General features: G+C 56.7%; 16 protein-coding genes. 4 read left to right on the top strand and 12 right to left on the bottom strand.

Annotated elements, in window-relative coordinates:
- Positions 1–65 precede the first annotated feature (65 nt).
- Entirely contained in the window at positions 66–1,670 is a 1,605-nt protein-coding gene (locus tag LVD14_RS08065) for a peptide chain release factor 3 (protein WP_237133574.1), read from the bottom strand.
- Between the two features lie 118 nt (positions 1,671–1,788).
- Here LVD14_RS08065 and LVD14_RS08060 point away from each other — a divergent pair, with 118 nt between their 5' ends.
- Positions 1,789–2,649, top strand: coding sequence for an EamA family transporter (locus LVD14_RS08060; protein WP_237133573.1), 861 nt, complete (start codon positions 1,789–1,791; stop codon positions 2,647–2,649).
- A 32-nt stretch (positions 2,650–2,681) separates the two neighbouring features.
- On the opposite strand, the gene LVD14_RS08055 is transcribed toward LVD14_RS08060, so the two are convergent.
- Positions 2,682–3,548 (bottom strand): sulfurtransferase, encoded by an 867-nt coding sequence (locus LVD14_RS08055; protein ID WP_237133572.1) that lies wholly within the window; start codon positions 3,546–3,548, stop codon positions 2,682–2,684.
- Positions 3,549–3,703: 155 nt separating this feature from the next.
- On the opposite strand from LVD14_RS08055, the gene LVD14_RS08050 reads away from it, so the two are divergent.
- Both LVD14_RS08050 and LVD14_RS08045 read left to right on the top strand, forming a co-directional pair.
- The gene (locus LVD14_RS08050; RefSeq protein ID WP_237133571.1) at positions 3,704–4,261 is read left to right on the top strand and encodes a phosphatase PAP2 family protein; all 558 of its coding nucleotides are present in this window, start codon (positions 3,704–3,706) and stop codon (positions 4,259–4,261) included.
- A 41-nt stretch (positions 4,262–4,302) separates the two neighbouring features.
- A complete protein-coding gene (locus LVD14_RS08045) occupies positions 4,303–5,127 on the top strand; it encodes a class I SAM-dependent methyltransferase (RefSeq protein WP_237133570.1) in 825 nt (274 codons plus the stop codon).
- Here LVD14_RS08045 and LVD14_RS08040 read toward each other — a convergent pair whose 3' ends face one another.
- From LVD14_RS08040 to LVD14_RS08020, 5 genes are all read right to left on the bottom strand, one after another.
- Positions 5,128–6,033 carry an alpha/beta hydrolase gene (locus LVD14_RS08040; protein WP_237133569.1) on the bottom strand — a complete coding sequence of 302 codons (906 nt, stop codon included), beginning with the start codon at positions 6,031–6,033 and terminating at the stop codon, positions 5,128–5,130. It lies immediately after the preceding gene.
- On the bottom strand, positions 6,030–7,046 hold the full coding sequence (locus tag LVD14_RS08035; RefSeq protein ID WP_237133568.1) for a COX15/CtaA family protein: 1,017 nt from the start codon (positions 7,044–7,046) through the stop codon (positions 6,030–6,032). Before LVD14_RS08035 ends, LVD14_RS08040 begins: the two co-directional genes overlap by 4 nt.
- Before the next feature lie 109 nt (positions 7,047–7,155).
- A complete protein-coding gene (locus LVD14_RS08030; protein WP_237133567.1) occupies positions 7,156–8,247 on the bottom strand; it encodes a helix-turn-helix domain-containing protein in 1,092 nt (363 codons plus the stop codon).
- 176 nt (positions 8,248–8,423) lie between these two features.
- The gene (locus tag LVD14_RS08025) at positions 8,424–9,395 is read right to left on the bottom strand and encodes a hypothetical protein (protein WP_237133566.1); all 972 of its coding nucleotides are present in this window, start codon (positions 9,393–9,395) and stop codon (positions 8,424–8,426) included.
- Complete coding sequence (locus LVD14_RS08020; RefSeq protein ID WP_237133565.1) at positions 9,395–10,942, bottom strand: c-type cytochrome; 1,548 nt, start codon at positions 10,940–10,942, stop codon at positions 9,395–9,397. The genes LVD14_RS08025 and LVD14_RS08020 overlap by 1 nt, the downstream gene beginning before the upstream one ends.
- 271 nt (positions 10,943–11,213) lie before the next feature.
- On the opposite strand from LVD14_RS08020, the gene LVD14_RS08015 reads away from it, so the two are divergent.
- Complete coding sequence (locus tag LVD14_RS08015; RefSeq protein ID WP_237133564.1) at positions 11,214–11,681, top strand: copper resistance protein CopC; 468 nt, start codon at positions 11,214–11,216, stop codon at positions 11,679–11,681.
- Between the two features lie 26 nt (positions 11,682–11,707).
- On the opposite strand, the gene LVD14_RS08010 is transcribed toward LVD14_RS08015, so the two are convergent.
- Genes LVD14_RS08010 through LVD14_RS07990 form a run of 5 tightly spaced genes read right to left on the bottom strand, consistent with a single transcriptional unit; the run spans position 11,708 to position 17,285 of the window.
- Entirely contained in the window at positions 11,708–12,691 is a 984-nt protein-coding gene (locus tag LVD14_RS08010; protein WP_237133563.1) for an ABC transporter ATP-binding protein, read from the bottom strand.
- The gene (locus tag LVD14_RS08005) at positions 12,688–13,716 is read right to left on the bottom strand and encodes an ABC transporter ATP-binding protein (RefSeq protein WP_237133562.1); all 1,029 of its coding nucleotides are present in this window, start codon (positions 13,714–13,716) and stop codon (positions 12,688–12,690) included. Before LVD14_RS08005 ends, LVD14_RS08010 begins: the two co-directional genes overlap by 4 nt.
- Positions 13,713–14,660, bottom strand: a complete 948-nt coding sequence (locus LVD14_RS08000) for an ABC transporter permease (protein WP_237133561.1) — start codon at positions 14,658–14,660, stop codon at positions 13,713–13,715. Before LVD14_RS08000 ends, LVD14_RS08005 begins: the two co-directional genes overlap by 4 nt.
- Entirely contained in the window at positions 14,650–15,597 is a 948-nt protein-coding gene (locus LVD14_RS07995) for an ABC transporter permease (RefSeq protein ID WP_272907262.1), read from the bottom strand. Before LVD14_RS07995 ends, LVD14_RS08000 begins: the two co-directional genes overlap by 11 nt.
- Positions 15,597–17,285: an ABC transporter substrate-binding protein gene (locus LVD14_RS07990; RefSeq protein WP_237133560.1), complete on the bottom strand. Its 1,689-nt coding sequence runs from the start codon at positions 17,283–17,285 to the stop codon at positions 15,597–15,599. Before LVD14_RS07990 ends, LVD14_RS07995 begins: the two co-directional genes overlap by 1 nt.
- Positions 17,286–17,333 lie beyond the last annotated feature (48 nt).

The raw sequence follows: 17,333 nt of genomic DNA, 5'->3' as shown, positions 1-17,333 counted from the left end.
GCGCGCGGGGCGGAAAACTATCGACCAACCGTCAGCGCGACGCGGGCTACGAAGCACAGCGCAGGCTACGAAGAGGAACCGGCAGCGTGCTCGCGGGTGGCGCGGAAGCGGACGTCGGGCCAGCGTTCTTCCATCAGGCTCAGGTTTACCCGCGTTGGCGGCAGATACGTCAGGTGATCGCCACCATCTACTGCCAGGTTTTCATAGGCCTTCTTCCTGAACTCCTCGAACTTCTTCGGATCGTCGCATTCCACCCAGCGCGCGCTGTAAATGTTCACCGGCTCGTAGATGCAGTCCACCTTGTATTCATCTTTCAGACGATAGGCAACCACTTCGAACTGCAGCACGCCGACCGCGCCAACGATCAGGTCATTGTTGCGCTCAGGCATGAATACCTGGACAGAACCTTCTTCTGACAACTGCCGCAGCCCTTTCTGCAACTGCTTGGTCTTCAATGGGTCTTTCAGGCGGATGCGGCGAAACAATTCAGGGGCGAAGTGCGGGATACCGGTGAACTGCAGCAGCTCGCCTTCGGTAAAGGTGTCACCAATCTGGATGGTACCGTGATTGTGAAAACCGATGATGTCACCAGACACGGCGTGTTCCGCCTGCTCGCGCTCACCGGCCTTGAAAGTCACGGCATCGCTGATACGGACATCTTTGCCGAGCCTGCAGTGCTGCAGCTTCATGCCCTTGCTGTATTTGCCGGAGCAGATCCGCAGGAAGGCAACACGGTCACGGTGGTTCGGGTCCATGTTCGCCTGGATCTTGAATACAAAGGCACTGAACTGGGGTTCAACCGGCGACACCTCGCGGCTGTCGGTGCCCCGGGCCCTGGGCGATGGCGCCCATTTCACAAAATCGTCGAGCAGCTCGCGAACGCCGAAGTTACCCAGTGCTGTACCAAAAAACACCGGCGTCATGCGACCGGCCAGGTATTCTTCGAGATCAAATTCATGACTGGCGCCGCGCACCAGCTCAATCTCGTCAGCGAAATCGTCGGCGTAGGCACCCAGCAGGGCCCTGGCCTCGGCGCTGCGCAGCCCTTCGATTCTCACATCATCAGGAATACGATCGCCCTGCCCGTGATGATAGACATGTAGGGTGTCAGTATAGAGGTTGTAAACACCCTTAAAGCCCTTACCGTTGCCCAGCGGCCAATAGATCGGTGCACACTGGATATTAAGCACTGTCTCAATCTCATCCAGCACTTCAATCGGATCTCGCGTGTCACGGTCCAGTTTGTTGACGAAGGTAAAGATGGGCGTGTCCCGCAGACGACAGACTTCCATCAGCTTGATGGTCCTTTCCTCAACGCCTTTTGCGCCATCCACCACCATCAGCGCCGAGTCTACGGCAGTCAATACGCGGTAAGTGTCTTCCGAGAAATCTTCGTGGCCGGGCGTGTCGAGCAGGTTTACAACAGCATCGTTGTAGGGAAACTGCATTACCGACGAGGTAACCGAGATGCCCCGTTGCTGCTCCATGGCCATCCAGTCAGAGGTCGCATGTTTTTCATTGCGTTTGCCCTTCACCGAGCCGGCTGTCTGAATCAGACGCCCGAACAGCAGCAGCTTTTCGGTAATCGTGGTTTTACCGGCATCCGGGTGCGAAATGATCGCGAAGGTGCGACGGGTAGCGATTTCCCGCGCTAACTGGTCTTGTGCCATAACGTGTATCTGCGACTTTGAAAAGGCGCGTATTTTCGCCTATTCGCCGCCATTAAACAAACCTGCAACCCGCTTATGTGCTACGCTTTGCCACTTTTTCGCATCTGATGAATCTGATATGGGCTTATTGTTATTTGTCACCGTCTTCTGGGCGTTCTCATTCAGCCTGATTGGCGAGTTTTTGAGCGGCAACGTCGACAACGATTTTGCAGTCCTGACGCGCGTGACTCTGGCCGCGCTGATGTTCCTGCCGCTGACGGTCTGGCGCGGGGTTCCCGGCCGGCTGATCGGTGGACTCATGTTGTGTGGCGCCCTGCAGTTTGGCATCACTTACCTGTTGCTGTATCGATCATTCAGCTTCCTGACAGTGCCGGAAGTGCTGCTGTTTACAATCTTCACGCCCCTGTACGTGACGCTGATCGATGATGCCCTGAATCGCCGGTTTTCACCTGTTGCTTTGTTGGCCGCAGCGGTTGCAACACTGGGCGCCGGCGTGATTCGTTATGACGGTCTGAGTGAAGACTATCTGACGGGTTTCCTGCTGTTGCAGGTGTCGAACCTGACGTTTGCTGCTGGCCAGGTGGGTTACAAGCATTTGATGCAGGCGTTCCCATTGGTGCTGAAGCCTTGGCGCACTTTTGGTCACTTTTTTATCGGTGCACTGATCATTGCGCTGCCCTCTTTCCTGATTTTCGGCAATACCGAGATGCTGCCGTCTACATCCCTACACTGGGGCATTCTTGCCTGGCTGGGCGTGGGTGCGTCCGGCATCGGCATGTATCTGTGGAACCGGGGTGGCTGTCAGGTCGACGCCGGCACGCTGGGCATCATGAACAACGCCCTGGTGCCAGCTGGCTTGTTGGTCAATCTTGCCATCTGGGGCCGGGATGAACCTTTGCTGCCGCTGTTCCTGGGCGGCTCCATTATTGCCTTTTCCTTATGGATCAATGCGCGACGCCCGGCCAGCAAGCTTGCCTGAGACAGCTCACAGAACCTCAAGCGCATCGGCAATCAGACTTTTGCGACGGGCCGCGACGGATCTGTAATCCACTCGCTCCATGAACCAGCGTAGAGCCGCGGCAATTCCAGCCCGGCTATCGCTGCCGCCAGAATATTGTGGCAGGCCGTCACGCCTGAACCACAATACGCCACCAGTTCGCCGTTTGACTCCAGCGCAGCAAAACGCTTCGCCAATTCCGCAGCAGGCAGAAACCGGCCCTGTTCATCGACGTTGCCGGAGCACGGCAGACAGATTGCGCCGGGAATATGCCCGGCTACCGGATCAATCGGCTCGTGCTCTCCCCGAAACCTCGGCTCAGCGCGCGCATCAATCAGTTGCCACTGCGGCGTGTCCAGATGCTTCAGCACTTCACCGGACGAAACCCACATGTCTGCCACAGGCTGCGCAACAAAATTGCCCGGCCAGGCTTTGACGGTCATGGAATTTGTGGTCTTGCCGCCCCGGTTTCGCCACGCCGCAAGACCACCGTCAAGCACCTGTACCTTTGAATGTCCGAGCCACACCAGCAGCCACCAGGCTCGCGCGGCATGCAGGGAAGAGCTGTCGTCGTAGACCACGACATGATCGCTGTTGCGCATGCCCAGTTCTCGAAGCCTGGCCTCCAGTACTGCCGGATCTGGCAGCGGATGGCGGCCTGTCTCGCCGGGCACGATTGTCGACGACAGGTCCTCATCCAGATCCAGAAATACCGCTCCTGGAATGTGACCTTCCTGGTAGGCCCTCCGGCCATAGCTGACATCCTCCAGCTTGAACCGACAGTCAATGACAAAAACCCCTTCACTGGACAGCAGTGATTCCAGCTGCCCGGCACTGATCAACGGATTAACGACTGTTTTTTCATCACTGTGTGTCTTCATTAACGCCTCATTTTCCATGATGGGGATAATTAAATGTGTCGGGTCAGCCGCCGTTAGCAAAACCATTGATTGTCAACGAAATGTCATGTGCAGGACATGCAGCTGTCGTAAAGCGCTGCCAAACTGCCCGCGTGCAGACAAACGGGGTAGCCGTTATGAACAACCGAACCGTCAATGCTTTGCAACGTCTGGCTGACATGGATGCCCGCCTTTTCCTCGCACTAAACAGTGTACACCGTCACGCCCGGGTGGAACGACTGATTCGCGCCATCTCCTTCAGCGGTGACGGGTATCTGTATCTGGCGCTTGGCATATGTTTGCCCTGGCTGTTTCCAGAAGCAGGCACTGGGTTCCTGATTGCTGGTCTGATTGGCTTCCTGATTGAATTGCCCATTTACTGGGTGCTCAAGAACGCGTTCAAACGCCGTCGGCCGTTCCGGGTTGTTGAGGCGATGGCACCAGCACTTAATCCGTCCGATGAGTTCAGTTTCCCTTCCGGGCACACCACAGCGGCCTTCATGATGGCCGCGCTGGTCAGTTTCTTCTTCCCCCTGGCAGGCCTGTTCATGTATGGCTGGGCTGCTCTGGTTGGACTGTCCCGGGTCATGCTTAAGGTACATTTCATTTCTGACGTAATCGCCGGTGCAGCGCTTGGCTCACTGATCGCCTGGCTGGCAATCACTGCACTGTTACCGCTGGCAATTCTGGGGTAATCTCTTTCGCTCGGTATTCACACTCTGCGGAGCATTACGCAATGAAAACAGCAATTAGAAAAACGCTCGCCTGCTCAGCTTTGATGCTGGCCGGCGTTCTGGCCATCGGACAGGCTGCCGCCCAGCACAATGGCCCACTGCTGGCTGCCATTCACGGCGACCACAGATCTGACCTCAATAAGGCTCGCGATGTCTATCGCAGCCCATACGACACACTGACATTCTTTGGCATAGAGCCACACCACACTGTCATCGAAGCCTGGCCAGGCGGCGGCTGGTATACCGAAATACTCGCGCCCTATCTGAAAGAGAATGGCAAGCTGATTGCCGCCACTTATGATCGCAGTGACAACCCTGAACAAGGCTGGATGACTGGCTCCAACGCCGCATTTGCGCGTCTGGTCGACAGCAACCCGGAGCTGTACGGTGATATCGAGATATCCCAACAGCTCACCCAGTCACAGTCTGCAATCGCGCCAGCTGGCACAGTTGATGCGATCGTGGATTTCAGAAATGCCCACAACTGGCTTGGCATGGGCGCAGACAATGTTGTCATGGCGTGGCATGCTGCACTGAAACCGGGCGGTGTCGTTGGCATCGTCGATCACCGTTGGCCAGCTGACCAGGCTGCCATTCCGGGCAACGGCTATATTCACGAACAGCAATTGATCGACCTGATGACCGCACATGGATTCACCCTGGCTGGCCGCTCGGAGATTAATGCCAATCCAAACGATCCCAAGGATCATCCCAACGGTGTGTGGATGCTGCCTCCGAACCTGCGCGGACTAGACGATGAAACACGTGCGCGTAACATCCGTATCGGTGAAAGTGACCGCATGACCCTCAAGTTCATCAAGAACTGATCAGGGCTGCAGAAAATCAAGCATGGTCTGGCGGACGTTCTGCCAGGCCTCCTGCCCCAGTGAGTGCGGCCCGATGATCAGATGATTCAGCACACTGGCCGCATCTTCGCTTTTTTCAACATCGACATACTGCCACTGACTCAACTGATGCGTATTGATGAATTCACGTATGCCATTGTCTGATACCAGCTCATCGCGTGAGTGCATGAATAGCAGCACAGGCATGTTCAATGTATCGGTTATCGATGCGTTAAATGCTTCAATGCCGCGATAAAGGGCAAGATAGGCCGACACCGGTGCAAAATCATTGGCACGATACTCATCTGGTGAAGTGCTGGGCAGCACCACGTCAGGAAAAGGCTGCAAAGGGTAAAGCAGATAGGAAGACCAGCGCAGACTGATAGCTGGCGCAAACAGCACCATTTTTTGCGGACCTGCGCCGTCCTGTTCAGCGAAGTGCGCCTGATAATCAGCTGCCAGCAATCCACCCAGCGAAAACCCGACCACATAGAGCGGCAGTGACTGCTCTACAGCAGCCTGATTCGCCTCACGGACCGCCCTGCGAACCTCGCCCTGCCAGACAGAAAAATCGGCCTCGCGAAACTGCACCAGACGGCCCTGCGCATCCAGCTCATCAGCATGACCGCTCAGAGAAACGCTGAGCACATTGATATTGGCGTCCAGGAGCGCAGCGGCAATATCGTCCATCGCATCAGGCTGCAGATTCAGACCATGCACCAGCACCGCCACGGCATGGGGTTCGTCTACCAATAGCCATTCATAGGTATAGGTATCCGAGTCAAGCAGCGCCTGTTGTTGCGCATCCAGCGTGTCACGGTCAAGCGACGCTGGATAGCCGGCACAGCCACTGGTAAGTAGCAGCGCCGCCGCCAGCCAGCGAATCACGCGATGGCTGCCTGATGGCCGCCGCCGGATTGCTGCCCTGTTGCGTGTCGGTAATCCATCCATAACAGAAACTGCAGGCCAAAAATAAGTGAGGCACTGAGCAGGTGCAGGGGTTGAACCAGGGCCGGCATTCCAAGGTGGCCAAGGGTCGCACCAGAGATGACCGCAAGCCCGATCACCGCCAGCACGCCGCCGGCCAGTCTTGTAATGAAGTGATGATGGCCCAGCGAACGGTAAGCCAGCCACACCAGCCAGACATTGGAGAACAGGACTACCGCCGAGAAGGAACGGTGTACATAAAACACCCACTGCTGTGCGGATATCCATGTCGAGCGGTCAGCACCCTGAACATGGTTCAGATAGTCCATTAATTCTCGAATCTGAATGCCCATCGTGATCTGCACAACGGTCATGGCCATGACCGCATAGAGCCATGGCTTGAAGCGTCGGTCCAGCCCCTCAATTGAGCGCGCAGCCACAATGCCGCGCCTTGAGCGCGCCAGTGCAAACAGCAACACACCAACGATTGCCAGCGCCATTAACATATGCACGGTAATCATGCCTGGCTGCAGGTTGGACGCCACTACCCGCGAACCCAGCCAGCCCTGGTAGATCACCATCAACAGCGCGGCTACCGACGCGATTGTGATCCAGCGATCGTGTCGCCGAAGCCCGATTGACTTCACAGCGGTGATCAGGATGAACAGACCAATACTGACGCCTACCAGGCGGTTGACATACTCAGTCCAGGTTTTGACTGGATTGAAGCGGGTTTCAGCGTAACCGCGATCGGCATAGATTTCCTGGTAGTTGGCTGGCAGCTGCGACTCGCTGACTGGAGGAATCCAGCTTCCGAAACAGGTTGGCCAGTCGGGGCAGCCCATTCCGGCACCGGATGCGCGGACTGTCGCTCCGACAAGAATCAGAAAATAGACAGCACAAATGGTTATCAGTGCAATTCGGCGCCAGGATCTTAGCGCAGGCGTATCATCAATAAGGCTTGAATCGGTCATGTTCAGCGTATGTTCCAGCAATCGGGAGAATCAGGACACGGTGATCAGGGAGCCCGACTGATTCAGGTCTCAACACACCGTATGAGGCAAGTCTTGTTGTACAGGGATTTTACTCCCCTTGCCCGCCACTGGCAAAGTGCTGTGCGTCGGTTTGTATGCGCCAAACCGACGGCGTCACACCATGAGTCTCTTTGAACGCCTTATTGAACGAAGACAATGAGACATAACCCACATCAAGCGCGATGCTGGATATGGGAATATGTTCTTCCTCAGGGTCTCGAAGCCGGCGGGCGGCCTCTTCAATGCGGTACTGGTTCAGGAACTGATTGAAATTTCTGAAGTGCATTGCCTGATTGATCAGCCGACGAAGACGGTATTCCTGCAGGGATACCTTGGCCGCCAGGTCACCAATCGTCAGTCCTGGCTCGGCGTACAGACGCTCCTGGCGCATCGCCGTCAGAACGCGATCGATCAGCTGCTGATCATGTCGTGATACGGTGCCAGTGGGGAGAGTGGACGCTGCAATCCGCGGCTGTTCAACGGCAGTCTGAATCAGCTGTGGCGCATCATTCTGCAGTCTGAACATGGCCAGGTTCACAAACAGGATCAGTCCAAAGATCACGATGAAATACAGGGTATCCAGCTGCGGCCCGCCGAACTGGAAAAAGCCGGAGCCAATGATTACCCCGACGATGGTACCCATGCCGATGGCAAAGGGCACCCGCACCTGACGACGCGACTCCACCAGATCACCTTCGCGGCCGCGACAGGCCATATAGACAACGTGGCAGGCCAGGAACAGCATGATCCATTGTGGTATGTAAAAGTAAAGTAAATACAGGAAGGTACTGTCTCGGGGCACACTGCCACCGTAGGACAGCAGTCCAATCGTACGGATGACCATATAAAAGATGATCATGGCCGCCACACCCGGATGGACTCGCCTCTGGTCTTCAAACAGATAACGGGCAATCACCCACAGCACCGCTGGCGCCAGGGTTGCCAGAATGGTCAGCAGCAGGCGCACCGCCTGCGGCCAATCAACGTCGGAACGCACCAGAATGTAGGCCGTGATGCAGATACTGAAGAGTACGATAAGGCGGGAGATCAGCCTGCGTGGAAAATAGACCGAATACAGACAGGCGAGAAACACCAGTTGCGAAATGGCCAGAAAACTACTGGCTGTGTGTAACCATGACATCGTGGGATTAGCCTGCCGTGCCGTGCCTGAAAGTACCCGTCAACCGGGCCGGAAGAGGTCATGACAATAAATGAGCTTATTCATTTATGCAAGTCCACTCCTGCGATGCCGCCGCAGCAATAAAAAAGCCAGGCTCCCGTCGGGAGGCCTGGCTTCGACCCAGCGGACGTCAGACCTCAGGGATTGACGTTCACCGTGATGTACTGATCATGGTAGAGACCACCATCATCAGCACGCGCCCAGAGAATATACTGACCGGGCTTGTCAAAGGTCACTGAGGTTTCATAGATACCGTCTTCCGGATAGGGTGGCGGCGTCCAGTAGGCTCCCCAGGGTGAATTGGCACTGGCTCGTGTGTCTTCCCAGGGTTTAACCTGCGGCGGGTAGAACTCGACGTTGCCGTCGCCAGATTCTTCATCACCCCGATACACGTTCCATGACAGGTAAAGACCGTTCACTTTACCCACGGTGATGCGCGAAGGTGCGCGCATGAAGCGGCGAATCTCGCTGGTTGCGGTACGAGTGCTGAGGTCATAAAAACTCGCGCCGGCAATGCCCTGTTTAGGCAGACCATCGTCCTTCACCTCGGTACGCAGCAACAGTGGTTCGCCGACACGCACATTGCGCACAGTATCACCGATCACACTGACCACAGGTGGCGTATTGGCACGCGACTCCGGGGTACTGGTACCCGCACCGAGAGAACCGGTTTCGGAGGCTATCACTACGCTGTCGATCACGTAGTCTTTAGCCAGCGTGGCATAAGCTGTGCGGGTTTCGCCATTGGCAGTAATGGTCCACGTCAGCTCCTTGTCACCCCAGTCAGCCGGTACGTGCACCTTGAAGGTAAAGCGGTTGCGACGCGGCAGAAAGTGCGTGGGCTGACCACGGTCGGCTTCACCGGGCGAGAAGAAATTGTTTTCTCCGACCTGGATATCCAGTTCTTCTTCCCAGTTTTCATTGTGATAACCGAAGATGAAGTTATAGCTGCCATCGGGGTTTTGCTCCCAGCCTTCAAAGGCCGGCTCGATATGCTGGCCTCTGAAGTAAGTCTGAGCCTGGGCTGGCAGCGTGGCCAGCACCATCACCACACCGAGCACTGCCACGGCACCCGCCGTCACTCGTTTTGTTAAAGCACGTGCGAACATCAGTTTTCCTCCGTCTGACTGACCATCATGGCATCGCCAGTCAGGCCAATTCGTTGTTTTTCTTCTTCTGTCAGCGTCAGATAGTTGATCATCGCTTCTGACATCTCTGCTTTTTCTTCTTCAGTTGGCTCAATCGGTGCTACCAGTGGTGCCAGACACAGCGGGCAACCAATCTGGTGGTCATTTGGCCCAAGCTGCAGCTCGCGGCGACGGTTGGTCATTTCTTCGTAAAATTGATCCTCAGTCAGCGCAACCCGCATACCCAGATCGATGAACATATTGGTCACCGAGCGGTTGCCGGAACCCTGCCAGTTACGTGAATCCGGCACGTTAGGGTTGGTATCAGTGTTGTTCATGTAACCAACAATGTGCAGCACTGTGCCTTCCGGCAGCAGAGGTGCAGCGTCAGACTCGAAGGTGTAACCACGCACCCAGTTGTGGTCGTAACCCACGCATGACAGTGTTTCCACCGTGTAGCCCCAGATTGCTTCCAGGCACATACGTTCGCCCGGCGCATGCAGGTGCGGCTCGAAGGTCACGATCTTGGTAGGCTGATTCAGCACCGCATAGGCATGCAGTTCCTGCTGATCCTGGTTACCGGTGATTGAAATATCTACACCGTTACCCAGACCCAGAATTGCGGGCGGATACTTGGGCTCATAACCCTCAGGGTGGAAGCGGAAGCCGATTTCCAGATGGCCAGTGGTATCAACACCCGTGGAGTGCAGGTGCACCGAGTTGGAAACCAGGTGTGAATTGGCACGCAGCAGGCGGCCTGAATCTTCGTCGAAGATGTCGGGGTTACGGGCAATTTCATGCACCGGCCAGGACACCTGACGGCCATCAGAACTGCCGTCTTCGTTGAATACCTGCGTACTCCAGATCATGTGGTGCACAATGTTACGTGCGCCCACTGTACCGCCTGCAGCTGCGGTATCAACGTTATTGATTTCGCGAATTTCAACGGATTTGACATAACGGTCTTCAGTCAGGCCAGTCGGTACGGACGGGATATCACCCCACCAGTCCGGTGCCCCACCTTCTACAAAAATGTCTTCGGTGCGAATGATCAGATCAGGCTCGCCGGCCGTCCAGGTTGCACCGCTGCCGAAATCGATGGGCTCCGGGGCATCCGCCGGATTACCTTCCGGTACACCACCGCGCGCCCAGGCAGAAATCTTAGCCAGTTCTTCGTCACTCAGTGACGGATCCTGTTTGTAGTGCTGAATACCGACATCTTTCTCGGCATACCACGGCGGCATGGCACCAGCGCGGTCCCGCAGCTGGGTGCGGTATTCAATCAGGCCCGCCCATGGCACCACTTCTTCGTAGCTCACCAGTGACATGGGGGCAACACCCGCCGGACGGTGACAGTTTTGACAGCTGCGCTGCAAAATAGGGGCGATGTCCTTGTGGAATGTGACTTGCTCATCATTGGACTGAGCATGGCTGAGGGAGATCGGTAAGGTGGCAAAACAGGCAGCGGCCAGCAGACGCAGCGACTGACGGGTGGTGAAACCCTTGCCGGGGGAACGCAGTATCCTCACGGGACACCTCCTTGGTTGTTTATTGTTGTTGCTATTGCGACCAGCTTATTGGAGCACGAATTTACCGGGCCGTCTTGCTGATTCAGAAAAATAGCTGACGGATTTTTGAAATCTGCTGTATTTACTGCAAAATCCGCCAGTGCCGACCTGCACCAAAAAATGCTGACATGGTATAAAGCGAGAGTCGATTTACGTCAGTGACAGGATAATAACAACAGTGACCATGCCTCCACGATTCACCCTTCCAGCGCTGCTTCTAGGCGTTTTGCTTATGGCTACAGCCGGCGCCGCCTCGGCCCAGCATTTTTCGCATACCTATCGTTATACTGGCGATGTGGAAATCGATCACATTCCCGATCACGACGCTGTGCTCGCGAGCGCCCCCAGTGATCTGATACTGCGTTTCAGCGACTTTGTCACACTGGTCAAACTGACGGTAAAAACGCCCGATTACAAGAATATAGACATCAAATTCCGTTATGACCCGGCAGCCAATCGTGTTTTCATTTGGCCGCTGCCGACCTTGCCGGAAGCAGCCTACTATATTGTGGACTGGGGCGTGATTGATCCGGATCGGCAACTGATGCAGGGCCAGTTCCTGTTTTCTGCAGGTCCCGATGCCCAGCTGCCCTCATCCCTGGTTACCGAGGATGAAGCGGAGCACGTAATGCTGCCCGATTATCGACTGATCGACCCCTCGCTGTTTCAGCAACAGACAGAAAGCGGACCAGTACCCTGATCTGACTGGCCAGCAACGGACATCATTCAGCCAGGAAAATGACAGGCAACGAAATGATCACCGATACCTGATGGTGATGCCTGCATGGCAGGCTCCTGCTGCGCGCAGATTGCCTGAGCTTTGGGGCAGCGTGTTCTGAACCGGCAGCCGGAGGGCGGATTCATCGGCGACGGGATGTCGCCCTGCAACAGCGGAATGGCATCTTCCTGCGATGTCTCCAGCTCAGGAATGGAGGCCAGCAGGGCCTGCGTATAAGGGTGCGAGGGATGCTGATACACCGCATCAACACTGCCAATTTCGCACAACTTGCCCAGATACATGACGGCGACCCGGTCGCTGATGTGCTTCACCACTGCCAGGTTGTGGGCGACAAACACCATGGTCAGCTGGTAGCGGGCCTTCATGTCTTCGAGCAGGTTGAGTATCTGGGCCTGGACACTGACATCCAGCGCCGACACCGGCTCGTCGCAGATCAGTACATCCGGATCAAGCGCCAGTGAGCGGGCGATACAGATGCGTTGGCACTGGCCTCCAGAAAACTGATGGGGGCGTCGATCCGCGGCCGTCTCGGGATCCAGCCCGACAGCCTCCATGACCTCTTCCACTCTGGCGCGCTGGTTCGGGCGCTCCCAGATCTGCAGCCCCTCGGCAATGATGTCTTTCACACGCCGACGCGGGTTCAGAGACGATATAGGGTCCTGAAAAATCATTTGCAGGGCGGTGCGCGTCTTACGCAACGCCTCGCCCTCAAGCTGGGTGATATCCTGGCCCTTGAAAATTACTTTACCGCCTTTCGGTGGCGGCAGTTGCATGATTGCGCGTCCTACTGTCGACTTGCCGCAGCCTGACTCCCCCACCAGCCCAAGGGTCTCACCACGGGCGATATCAAAACTGACATCGGAAACTGCCTGTACGAGCTCGCGCCCCACATCGAATGTGACCACAAGATGCTCAACTTTCAGGACGATATCGTCTCGTGCTCTAAGCTGGGGGTTGGACGTCTCGCTCATGCACCGACCTCCTTGCTGCCGATCGGGTAAAAGCAGGCATGCAGATGTTGATCGCCGATCTGCGCCAGTGCCGGTGTCTCGCGGCGACAGCGTTGCTGGGCATTGGGGCAACGCGGGGCGAAGGCGCAACCTGGCGCAGGGTCAATCAATTGCGGCGGTCGTCCTGGAATGGCGTGCAGACGCGTATGCGAGGGATCACTGAGTCTGGGCACCGATTTGAACAGCGCTTCCGTATAGGGGTGACGCATGGACGAGAAAAGTCGTGAGGTCGGTGCGTATTCAACAATACGCCCGGCATACATAACGGCGATATGATCGGCGCGATTGGCAACCACACCCAGATCGTGGGTAATCAATACCATGCCCATCTGCCGCTCTCGCTGCAGAGCCAGCAGCAGATCCAGCACCTGCCGTTGCACTGTGACATCCAGCGCCGTGGTTGGCTCATCAGCCAGCAACACCTGCGGATCGCAGGCAAGAGCAATCGCGATCACCACGCGCTGGCGCATGCCACCCGACAATTGATGAGGATACTGTCGCAACCGTCCTTCAGGGTCTGGGATACCAACCTGCGTCAGCAATTCCAGCGCCCTGGCCATGGCCTGAGCTTTGTTCAGTCCCAGATGCAGTTGCAGTGGTTCGGCGATCTGTACTCCCAGTGTCAGGACGGGGTTCAGAGCCGTCATTGGATCTTGAAAGACCATCGCCAGCCGGGGACCACGAAGAGTGCGAAACTCGCGCTCCGACAATTTAAGCAACTCCAGGACCCTGCCATCAACAGCCAGACTTACACTGCCTTCCATCAGATGCGTGGCACGGCGTGGAAGCAGTCCCATCAGCGCCCTTGCCATGACACTCTTGCCAGAGCCAGACTCACCAACAATACCCAGCGTCTGACCCCGCTGCAGCTGGAAGGACACATCGGAAACGGCGTGCACAATTCCGGCTTCGCCGCGCAATCGAACCGTCAGTTCCTCAACCCTGAGCAAGGGCACCTGCTGTGTTTGGTGTTGTGAATCCGTCACAGGTTTGACTCCTTGACCTCAAAGCGACTGCGCAGCCTGTCGCCCACGTAATTCAATGACAGCACCGTCAGGAACATGGTTATCGACGGCACCAGCGCAACATGCGGTGCAATTGCCAGGTGGCGCTTGCCTTCCGCAATCATGCCGCCCCAGGTCGGTTGCGGGGCCTCTACACTCAAACCCAGAAACGCCAGCGCACTTTCAACAATGACCACCAGACCCATGGCAACCAGGCCATATGCCAGTACTGGCAGAATGACATTTGGCAGCACTTCGCGCAGCAGAATGCGCAGGGTACTGGCCCCCATGGCTCTTGCCGCCAGCACATACTCACGCTGCACAACAGACAGGGTGTTGGCACGCGCCACACGCGCGTAGGCAGGGATCCACAAAAGCCCGATCGCCAGGGAGATAGCCATCAGGCTCTGACCGATGAAGGCCACCAGCGCCAGCAGCAGCACCAGCCAGGGGAAGGCCAGAATGACATCAAGCACTGCCATCAGTGCGCGCTCGAAGCGACCCCGGAAATAGCCAGCCAGGATCCCCAGACTGCCACCAATCAGCATACCGATGCTGACCGCCGTTAAAGAAATGACAACCGACACCCTGGCACCGTGAACCAGTCTGGAAAGCATATCCCGACCCAGGCCATCGGCGCCAAGCCAGTTGCTTGTAAATGGCGCATTCAGACGATTGACAATAACAGGGTCCAGCGGATCGCGCACAGGCAGCACCGTCGCAAACAGAGCGCATGCCGCCACCAGCAACAGCCAGCCAGCCGCCAGCCAGAAACCTGTACCGAAGCCACTGCCAAACACCTGACGTACAGCGACCGAAAAGCTCAGCGCACGACTGGCACGGCCGGCCGAGCCATAGCTGGTTTTGCGCCGGACCGGCAGTGGTTCAGCAGGCGTGCGGCGGCGATTACCTGACTCAATCGGCATGGCGCACCCTTGGGTCGAGAAGCGAATAACTCAGATCAACCAGGAAGTTTACAACGACGTAGGCGGTGGCAATAAACAGGACGATACCCTGCACCATCAGCAGATCACGCTGCAGAATGGACTGATACAGCAAGCGTCCGACACCGGGCAGTGCAAATATCTCCTCAATGATAATAGCGCCACTGATCACACCACCCAGCTGCAGGCCCACCACGGTCATCAGTGAGAAAGATGATGGGCGCAGGGCGTGGCGAAGCATTATCTGCCAGTTGGGAACACCTTTGGCACGGGCCAGTGTGATGTAATCCTGTTGCAATGTGCTGATCAGGTCGGTTCGCAGCAGGCGCATGTACAGCGCCAGTTCGATCATTGCCAGCGACAGCGCTGGCAATGCGGCACTACGCAGATTGGCTGTCGGTGACACCGAGAATGGCACCCAGCCGGTGGCCGGGAACAGGTTCATTGAAACAGCCAGGATAAGAATCAGGAAAATTGCCATCATGAAACTGGGAATCGACATCAGTGCAAAGCCCAGTCCGCTGATCACCCGGTCCAGGCGGCTTCCGGCGTGGTAAGCAGAGAGCATGGCCAGCGGCACTGCCAGCAGCAGGGCAATGATTATCGCCATGACTCCCAGCTGAATGGTGACCGGCAATCGGCTCAGTATGGCATCCATGACTGACTGCCCGGTCATCGGGGAGCGTCCAAAGTCACCAGTAAGCGCAGAACCCAGCCAGTCAAAATAACGGACAAGCAATGGACGATCGAGTCCCAGCTCGGCTCTCAACGCAGCGACCGCTTCCGGGGAAACGCCCCCTGCCCCGAGTATCATCACTGCTGGATCTCCCGGCAGCAGACTGACCAGCAAAAAGGTGAAAAAGGACACTGCCAACAGGGTACCAATCAACCAGGGTAACTTGCGCAGCACCAGGTGCATTATTCGCCACCCTCCTGGCTGGCCTGTTCGGCCTGCCAGGCTTCATCGTCAAGCATCCACACCTGGGCCCAGCTGACCTGAGCAACCGGCATGCCATCGCCCAGCGTTCCATCTGGAAAAGTCCAGTCACGCAGATTGCGCACGCGCGGCTGAGCCGCAACAGCCGATGGCGTTGAACCAGTCCAGGTGTTCGGCACCTGTTCGGTCAGCAGCATCATGATGTCTTCCACGGCGGCCTTGCGAATTTCAAATTCAGGCTCGGTTCGCAGTATCGCCAGCTTCTCCTCGATCAGCGGGTGCGTAAAGTTGGTGTAATTCAGTGGCTGGATATCCACCGGCCCAAAATCATTATTGAGCGTGATATAGGGATCCTGTTCATTACTGGTGCGCCAGCACGTGGTCATGTAGTCGCCACTGATGACGCTCTGGATCTGTGTCGCCTGTTCCACCTGCCGCAATCTGACCTCGAAACCGACCGCATTCCAGAGTGCCTGATACATCTGCGCCAGATCCTGCAGGCTTTGCTCTGGCAGGCACATCAGCTCAAGGGAAATCGGGGTCCCGACCGGCAGCCCGTCGGAACGATCAGGGTCATTGACATAGGACTGTACCAGCTCTCTGGCACGCTGCTGGTCGCGCTGTGGCCAGGCTTCTGCAACGCGGTCGGAATACCAGACGCTGTTCTCATTAAAGTACTGGGTCTGCACCGGGGAGATACCCCGTCCACCCAGAACCTCAACCAGCGCGGCCGGATCGACCGCCCATGCCAGCGCCTGACGCACACGATAATCGTCAACCGGCGGTCGCTGGGCATTGAAGATGGCGCTGCCACTGCTGTTGCCCAACTGTTCGTAGAGGTGAATGTCAGACATACGTCTGAGTCTATCGACAATGTGCTGGCGTAAGGTCTGAATGGCATCCATGTCGCCGGAAATCAGACTGGCGACACGGGCATCTTCATCCGGCAGCGGCCTGAAGGTGATCCCATCGAGATACGGCAGCCCTTCCCGCCAATACTGCTCATTGCGCTCCAGTACCAGACGGTCATCCCGCCGCCAGCTGACCAGTTTGAAGGGACCAGTACCAACCGGATAAAGTCCAGCCTCCTCGCCGTACTGCTGAACAGCGGTTGGCGAGACTGGCCAGCCAACGGCGCGCGTCAACATATCAGGGAACGGGACCACAGTCTGCGTTAAATGGTAGACGACTGTCAGTTCATCAATAACCTCCACCCGGTCGATGTCCCGGATGGAACCGAAGGTTACTGAGCCCTGACGTTTGTGGAGGTTATCAAAATTCCACTTGATCGCGTCGGCGTCAAGCGGTGTGCCATCATGAAAGACAACTCCCGGACGCAGTCGTACGGTCCACTGATCGTAGCTTTCGTTGGGTGTGACTGACTCAGCCAGGTAGGGCCGGAACTGGCCTTCATGGTCCAGGCGGACCAGAGGGTCAAAAAGTGCCATGGCAACGGTTAACGCGGCAGGTGCCACATGATTGCCGCGCCCAGGCAGCCAGTTATTGGTCTCGCCCTCCAGGGCAACCCGCAACTGCCCACCATAAACTGGCGGACCCGGGTCAGCGGGCGGCGCATTATCTACATAGCCGCCATTTTCAGGCGTACACGCCACAAATAGCAGCGACACTGACAACAGCGCCGAACGATATATCAGGCCAATCTGTTTCATCCGTCCCCCCCGGGCATGCCACCTTACCTGTGTGATGATTTCTAATTA

Origin of the sequence: Pseudohongiella sp. O18, assembly GCF_021729085.1 — a bacterium.
In the GTDB taxonomy this organism is placed as follows: Bacteria; Pseudomonadota; Gammaproteobacteria; order Pseudomonadales; family Pseudohongiellaceae; genus Pseudohongiella.
This window is presented reverse-complemented; position numbering and strand designations above follow the sequence as displayed.

What these genes read in the sequence shown, in the direction of transcription:
- LVD14_RS08065 (WP_237133574.1), bottom strand. Translation starts at nt 1,670, where the DNA reads ATGGCACAAGACCAGTTAGCGCGGGAAATCGCTACCCGTCGCACCTTC.
- LVD14_RS08060 (WP_237133573.1), top strand. Translation starts at nt 1,789, where the DNA reads ATGGGCTTATTGTTATTTGTCACCGTCTTCTGGGCGTTCTCATTCAGC.
- LVD14_RS08055 (WP_237133572.1), bottom strand. Translation starts at nt 3,548, where the DNA reads ATGAAGACACACAGTGATGAAAAAACAGTCGTTAATCCGTTGATCAGT.
- LVD14_RS08050 (WP_237133571.1), top strand. Translation starts at nt 3,704, where the DNA reads ATGAACAACCGAACCGTCAATGCTTTGCAACGTCTGGCTGACATGGAT.
- LVD14_RS08045 (WP_237133570.1), top strand. Translation starts at nt 4,303, where the DNA reads ATGAAAACAGCAATTAGAAAAACGCTCGCCTGCTCAGCTTTGATGCTG.
- LVD14_RS08035 (WP_237133568.1), bottom strand. Translation starts at nt 7,046, where the DNA reads ATGACCGATTCAAGCCTTATTGATGATACGCCTGCGCTAAGATCCTGG.
- LVD14_RS08030 (WP_237133567.1), bottom strand. Translation starts at nt 8,247, where the DNA reads ATGTCATGGTTACACACAGCCAGTAGTTTTCTGGCCATTTCGCAACTG.
- LVD14_RS08025 (WP_237133566.1), bottom strand. Translation starts at nt 9,395, where the DNA reads ATGTTCGCACGTGCTTTAACAAAACGAGTGACGGCGGGTGCCGTGGCA.
- LVD14_RS08015 (WP_237133564.1), top strand. Translation starts at nt 11,214, where the DNA reads ATGGCTACAGCCGGCGCCGCCTCGGCCCAGCATTTTTCGCATACCTAT.
- LVD14_RS08010 (WP_237133563.1), bottom strand. Translation starts at nt 12,691, where the DNA reads ATGAGCGAGACGTCCAACCCCCAGCTTAGAGCACGAGACGATATCGTC.
- LVD14_RS08000 (WP_237133561.1), bottom strand. Translation starts at nt 14,660, where the DNA reads ATGCCGATTGAGTCAGGTAATCGCCGCCGCACGCCTGCTGAACCACTG.
- LVD14_RS07995 (WP_272907262.1), bottom strand. Translation starts at nt 15,597, where the DNA reads ATGCACCTGGTGCTGCGCAAGTTACCCTGGTTGATTGGTACCCTGTTG.
- LVD14_RS07990 (WP_237133560.1), bottom strand. Translation starts at nt 17,285, where the DNA reads ATGAAACAGATTGGCCTGATATATCGTTCGGCGCTGTTGTCAGTGTCG.